A 12,768-nucleotide genomic window follows, 5' to 3' on the forward strand; every position below is an offset into this window, starting at 1 on the left:
GTCCGCGTCGGCCCGAAAGGCACGCAGAGGCACGGAGGCTCGCATGGGCGCGCTGGTCGTGATCGTCATCGGCGTCTCCGGGAGCGGCAAGAGCACGGTCGGGCGAGCACTCGCCGAGGCCCTGTCCGTGCCGTTCCTCGACGGGGACGACCTGCACACCGCCGCGAACATCGCGAAGATGACCGAGGGTAAGCCCCTCGACGACGAGGACCGGCTCCCGTGGCTCGCCTCCCTCGCCGCCCGGATCGGCGAGATGGCGGCGGCCGACGGCGGCGTCGTCGCCTGCTCCGCGCTCAAACGCAAGTACCGCGACGCGCTGTTCGCCGCCGCGCCGACGGTCCGCTTCCTGCAGCTCTCGCTCGACCCGGACGACGCCCTGGAAAGAGTGACCGCGCGCGTCGACCACTTCATGCCCGCCGCGCTCGTGGAGAGCCAGTTCTGCGACTACGAGCCCTTGCAGCGCGGCGAGCCCGGGATAGTCGTCGACGCGCTGCGCGATCTGGCCGACAAGGTCGAGGCCTTCGAGGACTACCTGGCGTCACCCGCGCGGCGGAGCCCGGAGAGCGACGGCGCGCAGCGCCCCGCCAGGCTGAACCGAGACTGATCGACACCGACCGGGACCGGCGCCCGGGGAGAGCGAGCACGCGATGCCCGACAATCGGATGGACTGCCTCGTAGTCTTCGGCGCGACCGGCGACCTCGCCAAGCTCGAGACCTTCCCCGCGCTGGTCGGGCTCGTGGAGCGGGACGTGCTCGACGTGCCCGTGATCGGCGTGTCGAATACGGGCTGGAACCTGGACCGCTTCCGCGAGTACGCGGTCGCCTCGCTGCGGCACAACGACATCGACCCCGGCTCCCCGGCCGCGCGGCGCATGCTCGGCCTGCTTCGCTACGTGGACGGCGACCTCAACGATCAGAACACGTACGCCGCCGTCGCCGCCGAGATGCAGTCCGGCTCGCGCGCGCTGTTCTACTTGGAGGTTCCGCCCTCGCTCTTCGGCCGCATCGCCGACGGGCTGGCCCTGGCCGGGCTCGCGAAGAGCGGCCGGATCATGGTCGAGAAGCCCTTCGGCTTCGACCTCGACAGCGCCCGCGCGCTCAACGACACGCTGCACGAGCACTTCCCGGAGGGCTCGATCTACCGGGTCGACCACTGGCTCGGCCTCGAATCGGTCGGCAACGTGCACTTCGCGCGCTTCGCCAACGCCATCGTCGAGCCGATGCTCAACCGCACCTTCGTGCGGAGCATCCAGATCACGATGGCCGAGGACTTCGGCGTCGCCGACCGCGGCCGCTTCTACGACCAGACCGGCGCGATCCGCGACGTCATGCAGAACCACATGCTCCAGGTGCTCGCCACGATCCTCGCCGACCCGCCGCACGGCACCACCCTGGAATCCTGGGTCGAGGAGAAGTCGCAGGTCATCGCGTCGCTACGGCCGCTGACCCCGAAGGAGACGGTCTTCGGCCAGTACAAGGGCTACCGCGCCATCGACGGCGTGGCCGCCGACTCCGAGGTGGAGACCTACGCCGCGATCCGCCTGGCCTGCGACTCCTGGCGCTGGGCCGACGTGCCGATCGCGATCCGCGCCGGCAAGCTCATGCCCGTCACCGCCACCGATGTGACCGTCCAGTTCCGCCGCCCCCCGTACGACGCCTTCGGCCTCGCCGAGCCGCCGCCCGAGAACCGCCTCCGCTTCCGCATCTGGCCGGACACCGCGGTCGGCCTGACCGTGGCCGGCAAGAAGCCGGGCCCCGAGTGGCAGGCGGAGGCCCAGGAGCTGGACTTCAACCAGTCCCCGGGCCAGGACGTGCGCCCCTACGACCGCCTCATCGCGGCCGCCCTCACCGGCGAGCATTGGCTCTTCGCCCGCCAGGAGACCGTCGAAGCCGCCTGGCGCGTGGTCGACCCGATCCTCACCGGCGGCGTGCCCGTCCACGAATACCTCCCCGGCACCTGGGGCCCGCCCCAGGCCCACGAACTGACGGCCGACTTCGGCGGGTGGATCGATCCGGTGGTGTAAGGGCAGGGGTCCACACGCGTCATCCCAGCCCGTTGCGCTGCGCATACCCCACAGCCGCTGCACGGTCTTTGGAGGCAGTCTTCGCGAAGATCCGGTTCACGTGTGTCTTGATCGTGTGGCCGCTGAGGAACAACCTCGCGGCGATCTCCGGGTTCGTCAGGCCCTGCGCGATCAGCTGCAGGATCTCCGCCTCACGCTGCGTCAGACCGTCCGGCAGCGGCGGTGCGGCCGCCGGGGCGGCAGGGGCAGGCGCCGCAGCCGCCCTCATCAACGTCGTCCGGACTCGCGGGTCGAGAACTGCCAGGCCCTGCGTCGCCGCGTGGAGTGCGTTGGCGATGTCCTTGCGGTCGGCGTCCTTCGTCAGGTAGCTGCGGGCGCCGGCGCGGAGGGCGTCGAGGACGAAGGCGTCTTCGAGGTACGTGGTCAGTACGACGATTGCGACGTGCGGGTGAAGGGTGCGGAGGCGTCGGGTGGTCTCGATGCCGTTGAGGACCGGCATGTGCAAGTCGAGGAGGACGGCGTCCGGACGGTGCTCGGCGACGAGGGCGAGGACCTGCTCGCCGTCCGCGGCGGCCGCCGCGACGTCGATCTCGGGCAGCCCGCCCAGCAGTACGGCCAGGCCCTCGCGCACGCTGGTCTGATCGTCGGCCACGATGATGCGCAGCATCGAAGACTCCGTACCCTCAGCCCCTGGAGTACCCTCGTCGCCCTCAGTACCGCGAGCGGCCGCGGTCGAAGGCGCCGGCCATGAAGACGTTGCCGTCCTTCTCCGGCGCGAAGGGCACGCCCATCGCCATCGCCCGCGGCACGATCACTGCGGCCTGCGCCAGACGGTTCACGCCGAGGCCGAACAGCAGCGTCGCGGAGGAGGCGGCGACGTGGGCGTGCATGCCGTCGGCGATCACGAACGCGACGCCGCGCCACGCGAACAGGCCGAGCCAGAGCCAGACGCCGTACACCGGCAGCTGCGCCCAGAGGTAGCCGCCGCGCTCTTCGAGGCGGGTGATCGCGCCGAAGGCGAGGCCGATCAGCGCGGAACCGGCGGTGCCGATCGTGATCGCGACGACGTCGACGGTCTGCAGGTGCGCGGCGCCGTGGCCGTGCAGGTCGGTGAAGCCGATCACGGTCAGGATCGCCGGCAGCAGCACCGCGCGCTTGCCGCGCAGCGGCTCGCCGCGCAACTGCCGGAAGACGATCCAGCCGATGATCGCGACGACGGCGAGAATCTCGAGCCCGGACATGTGGGTTTTCCCCTCCACGCTACGTCCGCCCTGTTCAGGCGGGCCGACCGGTCCGGCCGACGCATTCAACGTACGATTCGGGCCGGTCCTCGCACGTCGGCGCGGAGGTAGAGGGCGGTATGAGATTCCGCGGGGCCGGTCTGGTACCGGCTCAAACCAGGGGTCGAGTCCGGAGCCGGGTCGGGCGTCAGGGGTCAGGTCGTGGGCGGGTCACGGGTCCGGGCGGGAGGCGAAGCGCGGCCGGCGGCGCGGCCGCGCTTCGTTCGGCTCAGCGGAACGCGGACTGGCCGGTCAGCGCCTGGCCGACGACGAGGGTGTGGATCTCCTCGGTGCCCTCGTAGGTGAGCACGGACTCGAGGTTGTTCGCGTGGCGCAGCGGTGCGTACTCGAGGGAGATGCCGTTCGCGCCGAGGATGGTGCGGCATTCGCGGGCTACGTCGAGGGCCGCGCGGACGTTGTTCAGCTTGCCGATGCTGATCTGCTCGGGGCGGATCCGGCCCGCCTCCTTCAGCTTGGCGAGGTGCAGCGAGAGCAGCATGCCGGTGTTCAGCGAGACGGCCATGTCGGCGAGTTTGCGCTGGGTGAGCTGGAAGCCGCTGATCGGGCGGTCGAACTGGATGCGGGAGTCGGCGTAGCGCAGCGCGGCCTGGAGGCTGTCGCGGCCGGCGCCGAGCGCGCCGAAGAGGATGCCGAAGCGCGCTTCGTTCAGGCAGCCGAGCGGAGCGCCGAGGCTGCGGGCCTCCGGCAGGCGCGCGGAGTCGGGCAGGCGGACGTCGGCGAAGGAGAGCTCTGAGGTCACCGAGGCGCGCATGGACAGCTTCTGCTTGATGTCGTGCGTGGTGAAGCCGGGCGTGCCGCGCGGGACCAGGAAGCCGCGGATGCCCTCCTCGGTCGACGCCCAGACCGTGGCGACATCCGCGACGCCGCCGTTGGTGATCCACATCTTGGCGCCGTTGAGGATCCAGTCGCTCCCGTCGCGCACGGCGCGGGTGCTCATGTTGGCCGGGTCGGAGCCGTGGTCCGGCTCGGTCAGGCCGAAGCAGCCGATCGCCTCGCCCGCGGCGAGCCGGGGCAGCCACTCCTGCTTCTGCTCCTCGGAGCCGTACCGCCAGATGGAGTACATGGCGAGCGAGCCCTGCACCGAGACGAAGCTGCGCAGGCCGGAGTCGACGGCCTCGAGCTCCAGACAGGCCAGGCCGTACGCGGTCGCACTGGTCCCGGCACAGCCGTAGCCGGTCAGGTGCATGCCGAGCACGCCCAGCTTGCCGAGTTCGGGCACCAGTTCGCGCGGGAACGTCGCCGTCTCGAACCAGTCCGCGATGTGCGGCCGGACGTGGTCGTCCAGGAACGCCCGCACCGTCGCCTGGATGTCCCGCTCCTCCTCGCCGACCTGCGAGGAGATGTCCAGCAGGTCAAAGGGATCGTTGAGGGGTGACGTCGGTGTCATGTCCGCTCCTTCGGGGCGTCGGCTGAGGGATCGATTGCGGCTACGGCTGAGGGCTCGACTGCGACTGCGCCGTCGGCGGCGTGTTCGCATCCGGTACCGGCATCGGCGGCGGTCTTGAGTTCGGCGCCTAGCCAGGCTCGCAGTTCGGCGGTGTGTTCGCCGAGGCGCGGCGGCCGCGAACGGTAGGCGGGCGGCGTGGCGGACAGGGCGATTGGGTTGGCGACCAGCGCGACCTGCTCGCCGTCCCGGCCGAGCTCGACGCGCGGGGCCAGGCCCAGGTCCTCGGCCAGCGCGAACGCTCCGGCCAGGTCGTTGACCGGACCGCACGGCACACCCTTCGGCGTCAGGCGCTCGAACCAGTCCGCCGCCGAACGGGTGCGCAGTCGCGCGCCGAGTTGTTCCGCCAACTGCTCCACGTGGGCGACGCGGGCCGGGTTCGTGGCGTAGCGCGGATCGTCGACGAGGCCGGGCAGGCCGACGACGTCGCAGAGGGCCGCGAACTGGCGGTCGTTGCCCACCGCGAGAACGAACGGCCGGTCGGCGGCGTCGAATACCTCGTACGGAGCAATGGACGGATGCCGGTTCCCGAGGATCCCGGGGACCACGCCGGCTCCGGTGAATCCGGCGCTCTGGTTCACCATCGAGGACAGCAGCGTGCTGAGCAGGTTCACCTCGATGCGCTGGCCCTCGCCGGTCGCCTCGCGGTGGCGGAGCGCGGCGAGGATGCCGATCGCCGCGTGCAGGCCGGTGAGCACGTCGACGAGCGCGACTCCGGTCTTCACCGGCCGGCCGGGACCCGGACCGGTCACGCTCATCAGCCCGCCGACGGCCTGGACCAGCAGGTCGTAGCCCGGCAGCGACGCGCCCGCGCCCGAGCCGAAGCCGGTCACCGAGCAGTAGACGATGGCCGGGTTCAGTGCCCGCGCCGCGTCGTAGTCGAGGCCGCGGCGACTGAGCGTGCCGGGGCGGAAGTTCTCGACGAACACGTCGGCGCGGCGCACGAGCTCCCGGACCGCGGCCAGGTCGGCCGGGTCCTCGAGGTCGGCGGCGAAGGAGCGCTTGTTGCGGTTCACCGAGAGGAAGTACGTTGATTCGCCGTCCGCGAACGGCGGCCCCCAGGCGCGCGTGTCGTCGCCGGCCCCCGGCCGCTCGATCTTGATCACCTCGGCGCCCAGGTCCGCGAGCAGCATCGTCGCGTAGGGCGCGGCCAGGACCCGGCCGAAGTCGGCGATCAGGATCCCGGACAACGGCAGCTGCGACCGAGACCGATCATCGTCCATTCGCACAGCCTCAGGGATCACGAGCGCTCCGTCAATTGGCAGATTGTCAACGCGATCAGGGCGAGCCGCCGTAGTCGGCAACCGCGGGCAGGCCCGAGCACAGGTTGTCGTCGCCGTTTCGCGCCTCGGTGTCGATCGCGCCGGAGGAAGAGGTCGAGGGCGAGGGCGCCGGGCCGGCGTGGATGGCGTACGCGGCGAGCTCGGTCGGCACGTCCTGCGGGGGTAGGGTGCCGAACTCGGCGGCCGCGGGCGATCCCGGCAGCGGCTCGTCCTCGCGCAGGTAGTTCCACACCTCGTTGAAGCCGGTGCCGGGGATGAGCCGGTTCGCATCGGCGGGGTCCAGCTCGTAGGGCACGGTGATGTACTGCATGTACTTCCGGTCCACCGTGCCCACGCTCTCCGCGAGCGAGATCATCGAGCTGACGCCGTCGAGGGCCGGGTCGACGGTGATGTTGCTCGTGACGGCGTTCGCGATGCGGTAGAGCGTGAGCGGGTTCTCGAGCGTCCCGTTCGCGGTGAGCTTGTCGAACAGCGAGGTCATGAACATCTGCTGCATCTGGATCCGCTGCGTGTCCATCCCGAGGGATAGCCCGTGCCGGTCGCGGACGAACTCCAGCGCGGTGTCGCCGCTGATCGTGTGAAGCCCGGCGCTCATCACCAGTCCGGAGTAGTTCGGATCGTCGATGCCGGGCGGCGGAATGCACACGGTCACGCCGCCAACGGCATCGGTCAGCTGCTCGAAGGCGTTGAAGGTGAGTTCCACGAAGTGGTCCACCCGGATGTCGGTCATCTGCTCGACCGTCGCGACCGCGCAGGCCGGGCCGCCGTAGTTCATCGCCGCGTCGAACATGTCCTGCGTGGAGCCGGGGACCGTCACGTTCGGGTCGAAGCGGCTCTGGCACGCGGGCCTGGCGACCTCCAGGTCGCGCGGGATCGAGACGATCTCCGCCCAGCGCCGGTCGGCCGCGAGGTGCACCAGGAACGCGGTGTCGGACAGGTCGGTGCCGTTCTTCGTCGCGTTGCCCAGGTGCGGGGCGTGCTGGCCGTCGCGGGTCTGCGAGCCGAGCACGAGGATGTCCAGCGGCGTCTGGCCCTCGGCATTGGGCCGTGCGGTGGTCGGGCGATGGGTCAATCGGGCGAGGCTGACCGTGTCCACTCGGCTGAACAGGTGATGCACAAGGTAGAAGCCGGTGGCGGCGACCGCCAGCACCACGCCCGCCGCGCACAACGCCGTGACCTTGAGCAGCTTGCGCCGCCGGCGGCTGCCCCTCGTCGGATTCGCCGCTCGCTCGACCCGCCGCCTCGCACGTCCGCGCGGATCGAGTTCATCGAGATCCACATCTTCGTTGACATGCTCGCCGGACACCCTCTCACCCTCGCACGGCCGGCTCCGCGCGATGCCGGCCATTAGGCCTTACGGGGGAGGGGATAGCTGTCTCATCAGCACGTTCGGCGCTTCGACGAGACTCGGACCGTACCACGTCAGATGCCTGCCGCTGACGAGCGCGGCAGGCAGGCCGCGGAACGCCTCCGGGCCGTCCTCGGAGCTGAACGCGTACGGCTCGTCCGGCAGCACGACGAGATCCGCGGCCTGGGCCCGGAGATCGGCGAGTGCGATCTTCGGATAGCGCTCCTCGTGATGGGAGTACACGTTCTCGACGCCCAGTCTGCGCAGCACGTCGCCGGCGAACGTGTCGCGGCCGAGGACCATCCAGGGTCGGCGCCAGATCGGGATGAAGGCGCGCCGGACCGTCCCCGGCGACACCTCCGCCCACGCCGCTTCCGCCGCGTCGAGCCACGGCGGGCGCGGGAGTCTGCACGCCACCGTGAGCATTCGATCCAGCTCGCGAAAAGCCTGGTCGAGCGTGCGGATCTCGGTCACCCACACCGGCAACCCGGCCGCGCGCAGCGCATCGAGATCCGGCGCGCGGTTCTCCTCCTCGTTCGCGAGCACTACGTCCGGACGCAGCGCGATGATGCGCGCGATGCCAGGATTCTTCGTGCCGCCGATCCGCTCGACGTCGAGCCCGGCGGGATGCGTGCACCACGCGGTCGCGCCGACGATCAGCTCGGGCGCGCTCTCGGCTACCGCCTCGGTGAGTGACGGGACGAGGGAGACGATCCGCATCGCACCTTCTTAGCGTTCGGAGATGCCGGTGATGCGCCCGGGGGCGACGACCGGCGTGTCGACGGAGGCCGGCGCGCGCCGCGGCGGAGGGTTCAGGAGATCTCGCCCTTCGCGCCGCTGTAGGCGGGGGTGTCCGGGAACAGGCCGGCCCGCCGAGGTGACGTACCCACCTCGACGGGCCGGTGCCCGGCTCTCCTCGCGCTACGCGCTCGGCGCGATCGCGTCGGAGAGGTCCTTCGCGGCGAGGCGGGCCACGTCGGCGCTCCGGTCGTCGGGCTGGGAGTTGGCGTCCAGCTCCGCCTTCACCCGCTCGAGGTAGCGGTCGATCTCGGCCGCGGCGGTGGCCGCGTCCCAGCCCAGGACCGGCGCGACGAGCGCCGCCGCGTCGCGGGCCGCCGCCACGCCGCGGTCCCGCTGCTCGATCGAGATGCGGGTGCGGCGGGTGAGGATGTCGTCGAGGTGCAGGGCGCCCTCGTGCGACGCGGCGTAGACCGCCTCGACCCGCAGGTACTCGCCCGCGCCGCCGAGCGGCTCGGCCAGGTCGGGATCGGCGTCGATGAGCTCGAACAGCTCGTCGACGCACGAGCCGTACCGGCGCAGCAGGTGCTCGACGCGGTGCTGGCTCAGGCCGTGCCTGCGTGCGAGCTGCCCGCGCTCGTTCCACACGGCCGCGTAGCCGTCGGCGCCGAGCAGGCCGACGCTCTCGGTGACCGACTCCGGCACATGCGTGCCGAGGTTCTTGGCCGCCGCGTCCACGACGTCCTTCGCCATCACGCGGTACGTCGTGTACTTGCCCCCCGCGATCACGAACAGGCCGGGGACCGGCTCGGTCACCATGTGCTCGCGCGAGAGCTTCGTGGTCTGCACGTCCGCGCCCGCCGAGACCAGCGGCCGCAGCCCCGCGTAGACGCCCTCGATGTCGTCGTGCGTCAGCGGCCTGCGCAGCAGCGCGTTCGCGTGCTCCAGCAGGTACTCGATGTCCGCCGCGCTGGCGGCCGGGTGCCTGCGGTCCAGCTCCCAGTCGGTGTCGGTGGTGCCGACGATCCAGTGGTCGCCCCACGGGATGATGAACAGCACGCTCTTCTCGGTACGCGAGATCAGGCCCGTGTCCAGGTCGATCCGGTCCCGCGGGACGACGATGTGCACGCCCTTCGACGCGCGCACCTTCAGGCCGCCCTGCGCGTTCGCGAGTTCGTGCAGGTCGTCGGTCCACACGCCGGTCGCGGCGATGACCCGCTTCGCCTTCACCGTGAGGCTGCGGCCGTTTTCCAAGTCCTGAACCACCGCCCCGGTCACGCGCTCGCCCTCGCGGGTGAAGCCGGTCACCAGGGTCCGCGTCGCCACAGCCGCGCCGTACTGGGCGGCGGTGCGGGCGAGCGTCATCACGTAGCGCGCGTCGTCGACCTGGGCGTCGTAGTACTGAATCGCGCCGATCAGTGCGTCGTTCTTCAGGCCGGGCGCCTTGCGCAGCGCGGCCTTCTTCGTCAGGTGACGGTGCATCGGCAGGGCCTTCGCGCCGCCGAGGGTGTCGTAGAGCATCACGCCGGCGCCGATGTACGCGCGCTCCCAGACGCGGTGCTGCAGCGGCAGCAGGAACGGCACCGGGTTCACCAGGTGCGGCGCGATCTTGTGCAGCAGCACGCCGCGCTCCTTGAGCGCCTCGCGCACCAGCGCGAAGTCCAGCTGCTCCAGGTAGCGCAGGCCGCCGTGGATCAGCTTGCTGGAGCGGCTGGACGTGCCCGCCGCCCAGTCGCGCGCCTCGACCACGGCGACCGAGAGGCCGCGGGTGGCCGCGTCCAGCGCCGCGCCGGCGCCGGTGACGCCGCCGCCCACGATCAGGACGTCGAACTCTTCCTCGGCCATCCTGCCGAGCGCGGCGAGCCGGTACTGCGCGCCGAGGGGGACGGATTTCACGGGTGCCCTCCAGCCTCTTCCTACTTCGCGGTGACTTGCGTGTACGGGGCCGGCCGGCCGGGCCCCCGCGGTGCGGCGCGGGAGCCCGGCGCGGACCGGATCAGTCCTCGAACTCGACCCAGTCCAGGGTGCGCTCGACGGCCTTCTTCCAGTTGCGGTAGCCCTTGGCCCGGGCGGCGTCGTCCGCCTCCGGGGTCCACCGCTTGTCCTCGTTCCAGTTGCTCACGAGCTCGTCGGTGGACTTCCAGAAGCCCACAGCCAGGCCCGCGGCGTATGCGGCGCCGAGCGCGGTCGTCTCGGCCACCACCGGCTTGGAGACCGGCACGCCCAGCACGTCCGCCTGGATCTGCATGGCCAGCTCGTTGGCGGTGATGCCGCCGTCCACCCGCAGCACGTCCAGGTGCACGCCGGAGTCCTGCTCCATCGCCTCGACCACGTCGCGGGTCTGGTAGCTGATCGACTCCAGGGTGGCCCGGGCCAGGTGCGCGTTGGTGTTGTAGCGCGACAGGCCGACGATCGCGCCGCGCGCGTCCGAGCGCCAGTAGGGGGCGAACAGGCCGGAGAACGCCGGGACGAAGTACACGCCGCCGTTGTCCTCGACCTGCCGGGCCAGCGCCTCGCTCTCGGCCGCGCCGGAGATGATGCCGAGCTGGTCGCGCAGCCACTGCACGGCCGAGCCGGTGACCGCGATCGAGCCCTCCAGCGCGTAGACCGGGGCCTCGTCGCCGAACTTGTAGGCCACCGTGGTCAGCAGGCCGTTGCTCGAGTGCACGATCTCGGTGCCGGTGTTCAGCAGCAGGAAGTTGCCGGTGCCGTAGGTGTTCTTCGCGGTGCCCGGGGTGAAGCAGACCTGGCCGACGGTCGCGGCCTGCTGGTCGCCGAGGTCGCCGGTCAGCGGGACCTCGCCGCGGAACGGGCCGTCGGCGCGGGTCCTGCCGTACCCCGCCGGGTCGGAGGACGGCTTGATCGCCGGCAGCATGGCTCGCGGCACGCCGAAGAAGCCGAGCAGCTCGTCGTCCCAGTCCAGCGTTTCGAGGTTCATCAGCATGGTGCGGCTGGCGTTGGTCGGGTCGGTGACGTGCACGCCGCCGTCCGTCCCGCCGGTGAGGTTCCACAGCAGCCAGGAGTCGGTGTTGCCGAACAGCGCGTGGCCGGCCTCGGCGTCCGCGCGCAGCCCCTCGACGTTCTCCAGCAGCCACTGGATCTTGCCGCCGGAGAAGTAGGTGGCCGGCGGCAGGCCCGCCTTGCGCCGGATCACCTGGCCGCGCTCGTCCTTGTCCAGGGCGGCGGCGATCCGGTCGGTGCGGGTGTCCTGCCAGACGATCGCGTTGTAGTACGGCCGTCCGGTGCGCTTGTCCCACACCACGGTGGTCTCGCGCTGGTTGGTGATGCCCACGGCGGCCAGGTCGGCCGCGGTCAGGTTCGCGGTGCGCAGTGCGGTCTCGATGACCGCGCGGGTGCGCTCCCAGATCTCGGTCGGGTTGTGCTCGACCCAGCCGGCCTGGGGCAGGATCTGCTCGTGCTCCAGCTGGTGGCGGGCAACCTCGTTGCCGCCGTGGTCGAAGATCATGAACCGGGTGCTGGTGGTGCCCTGGTCGACTGCGCCTACGAAGTCTGCCATTGCGCGCTGCCTCTCAACTAAGGTCGCAAAGCTCTGTTGCTGGTGCTGGAAGGGGACGGGAAGCCGGGAGGCGGCTCAGTGGTCGGCGACGGACTCGAGGGTCGGCTCGGCGGACGGGGTGCCGACGGTCTCCGGCTCCACGTCGGGCAGGAAGCGGCCGACCAGCGCCTTGTAGAGGAAGGCTCCGATCACGGCGCCGATCAGCGGCGCGACGATGGGCACCCAGAAGTAGAGGTTCCCGTACTGGTCCCTGAAGGCCCCGCTGTAGCCGGTGAAGTAGGACGCGAGCCGCGGGCCGAGGTCGCGGGCCGGGTTGATCGCGTAGCCGGCGTCGGTGCCCCAGGCCATGCCGATCGCGACCACGATGAAGCCGACGACGACCGGGGCCATGTTGCCGAGCGGCGCGGTGTTGCGCGCGTCGGTCACCGCGTAGACCAGGAACAGCAGCAGCGCGGTCCCGATGATCTGGTCGCGGAACGCGCCCCATTCGGAGACGCCGGCGGTCAGGCTCCCGTTGCCGGGCAGGGTGGAGAAGATGCCCTGGCTCTTGATCGTGTGGCCCGGGTCGAAGCGCGCGATGACCTCGGTGTAGTTCCAGCGCACCACCAGCGCGGCGACGAACGCGCCGGCCAGCTGGGCGAGGGAGTAGGGCAGCACCTTGCGCCACGGGAAGCCGCTGAATATCGCGTTGGCGAAGGTCACGGCTGGGTTCAGGTGTCCGCCGGTGACCTTGCCGGCCACGTAGACGCCCAGGATCACGCCGAAGCCCCACGCCCAGGCGATGCTGTCGTGGTTCCCGATGCCGCCCGCGACGACCTGGGCGACGACGCCCACGCCGATGGCGATCAGGATGAAGGTGCCGGCGAACTCGGCCGCCAGCTCTCCCAAGAGCCCGTGGGCCCTGAGTCGTTCCACCATGTCTCCTCCTCGAGACGAGTGGGTTGAACAAGCGCCTTCATCCGGGGGAACCCGGGGCGCCGACGAAGACCACGGTGCCTTTTCGGAAACATCCAGTCAACGAACGCCATTCGACAATGTCGAACGCTGGTCGGATCGGGTCCCCTGGTCTACCATCACGAGCCATGTCCGGACGATGCGGCGACGCGGCCCACC

11 protein-coding genes are annotated in these 12,768 nt (G+C 71.0%); 2 read left to right on the forward strand and 9 right to left on the reverse strand.

The features are described from left to right. The first annotated feature begins 43 nt into the window (after positions 1–43). Together KDK95_RS04250 and zwf are read left to right on the forward strand one after the other, a co-directional pair. Positions 44–604, forward strand: a complete 561-nt coding sequence (locus KDK95_RS04250) for a gluconokinase (RefSeq protein ID WP_212516657.1) — start codon at positions 44–46, stop codon at positions 602–604. A 43-nt stretch (positions 605–647) separates the two neighbouring features. Further along, complete coding sequence (gene zwf / locus KDK95_RS04255; protein ID WP_212516658.1) at positions 648–2,024, forward strand: glucose-6-phosphate dehydrogenase; 1,377 nt, start codon at positions 648–650, stop codon at positions 2,022–2,024. A gap of 19 nt (positions 2,025–2,043) precedes the next feature. Here the strand turns inward: zwf and KDK95_RS04260 are convergent, their stop codons facing one another. The 9 genes from KDK95_RS04260 to KDK95_RS04300 all read right to left on the reverse strand — a co-directional run bounded on the left by KDK95_RS04260 (position 2,044) and on the right by KDK95_RS04300 (position 12,573). After that, entirely contained in the window at positions 2,044–2,691 is a 648-nt protein-coding gene (locus KDK95_RS04260; RefSeq protein WP_249160266.1) for a response regulator transcription factor, read from the reverse strand. 43 nt (positions 2,692–2,734) lie between these two features. Then, positions 2,735–3,265 (reverse strand): hypothetical protein, encoded by a 531-nt coding sequence (locus tag KDK95_RS04265; RefSeq protein WP_212516659.1) that lies wholly within the window; start codon positions 3,263–3,265, stop codon positions 2,735–2,737. 268 nt (positions 3,266–3,533) lie between these two features. Beyond that, the gene (locus KDK95_RS04270) at positions 3,534–4,712 is read right to left on the reverse strand and encodes an acyl-CoA dehydrogenase family protein (RefSeq protein ID WP_212516660.1); all 1,179 of its coding nucleotides are present in this window, start codon (positions 4,710–4,712) and stop codon (positions 3,534–3,536) included. Then, on the reverse strand, positions 4,709–5,992 hold the full coding sequence (locus KDK95_RS04275; protein ID WP_212516661.1) for a CaiB/BaiF CoA transferase family protein: 1,284 nt from the start codon (positions 5,990–5,992) through the stop codon (positions 4,709–4,711). The genes KDK95_RS04270 and KDK95_RS04275 overlap by 4 nt, the downstream gene beginning before the upstream one ends. 55 nt (positions 5,993–6,047) lie before the next feature. Beyond that, positions 6,048–7,358, reverse strand: a complete 1,311-nt coding sequence (locus KDK95_RS04280) for an LCP family protein (RefSeq protein ID WP_212516662.1) — start codon at positions 7,356–7,358, stop codon at positions 6,048–6,050. Between the two features lie 48 nt (positions 7,359–7,406). Continuing rightward, positions 7,407–8,120 carry a helical backbone metal receptor gene (locus tag KDK95_RS04285; RefSeq protein WP_212516663.1) on the reverse strand — a complete coding sequence of 238 codons (714 nt, stop codon included), beginning with the start codon at positions 8,118–8,120 and terminating at the stop codon, positions 7,407–7,409. A gap of 201 nt (positions 8,121–8,321) precedes the next feature. Further along, positions 8,322–10,034, reverse strand: a complete 1,713-nt coding sequence (locus tag KDK95_RS04290) for a glycerol-3-phosphate dehydrogenase/oxidase (RefSeq protein WP_212516664.1) — start codon at positions 10,032–10,034, stop codon at positions 8,322–8,324. A 100-nt stretch (positions 10,035–10,134) separates the two neighbouring features. After that, positions 10,135–11,655 (reverse strand): glycerol kinase GlpK, encoded by a 1,521-nt coding sequence (glpK, locus tag KDK95_RS04295; RefSeq protein WP_212516665.1) that lies wholly within the window; start codon positions 11,653–11,655, stop codon positions 10,135–10,137. Between the two features lie 75 nt (positions 11,656–11,730). After that, positions 11,731–12,573, reverse strand: coding sequence for an MIP/aquaporin family protein (locus KDK95_RS04300; protein WP_212516666.1), 843 nt, complete (start codon positions 12,571–12,573; stop codon positions 11,731–11,733). Positions 12,574–12,768: the final 195 nt, after the last annotated feature.

Source organism: Actinospica acidithermotolerans (assembly GCF_018139625.1).
GTDB classification, from domain to species: Bacteria; Actinomycetota; Actinomycetes; order Streptomycetales; family Catenulisporaceae; genus Actinospica; species Actinospica acidithermotolerans.

Coding starts and splice junctions, on each gene's coding strand:
- KDK95_RS04250 (WP_212516657.1), top strand. CDS start 44: ATGGGCGCGCTGGTCGTGATCGTCATCGGCGTCTCCGGGAGCGGCAAG.
- zwf (WP_212516658.1), top strand. CDS start 648: ATGCCCGACAATCGGATGGACTGCCTCGTAGTCTTCGGCGCGACCGGC.
- KDK95_RS04260 (WP_249160266.1), bottom strand. CDS start 2,691: ATGCTGCGCATCATCGTGGCCGACGATCAGACCAGCGTGCGCGAGGGC.
- KDK95_RS04265 (WP_212516659.1), bottom strand. CDS start 3,265: ATGTCCGGGCTCGAGATTCTCGCCGTCGTCGCGATCATCGGCTGGATC.
- KDK95_RS04270 (WP_212516660.1), bottom strand. CDS start 4,712: ATGACACCGACGTCACCCCTCAACGATCCCTTTGACCTGCTGGACATC.
- KDK95_RS04275 (WP_212516661.1), bottom strand. CDS start 5,992: ATGGACGATGATCGGTCTCGGTCGCAGCTGCCGTTGTCCGGGATCCTG.
- KDK95_RS04285 (WP_212516663.1), bottom strand. CDS start 8,120: ATGCGGATCGTCTCCCTCGTCCCGTCACTCACCGAGGCGGTAGCCGAG.
- glpK (WP_212516665.1), bottom strand. CDS start 11,655: ATGGCAGACTTCGTAGGCGCAGTCGACCAGGGCACCACCAGCACCCGG.
- KDK95_RS04300 (WP_212516666.1), bottom strand. CDS start 12,573: ATGGTGGAACGACTCAGGGCCCACGGGCTCTTGGGAGAGCTGGCGGCC.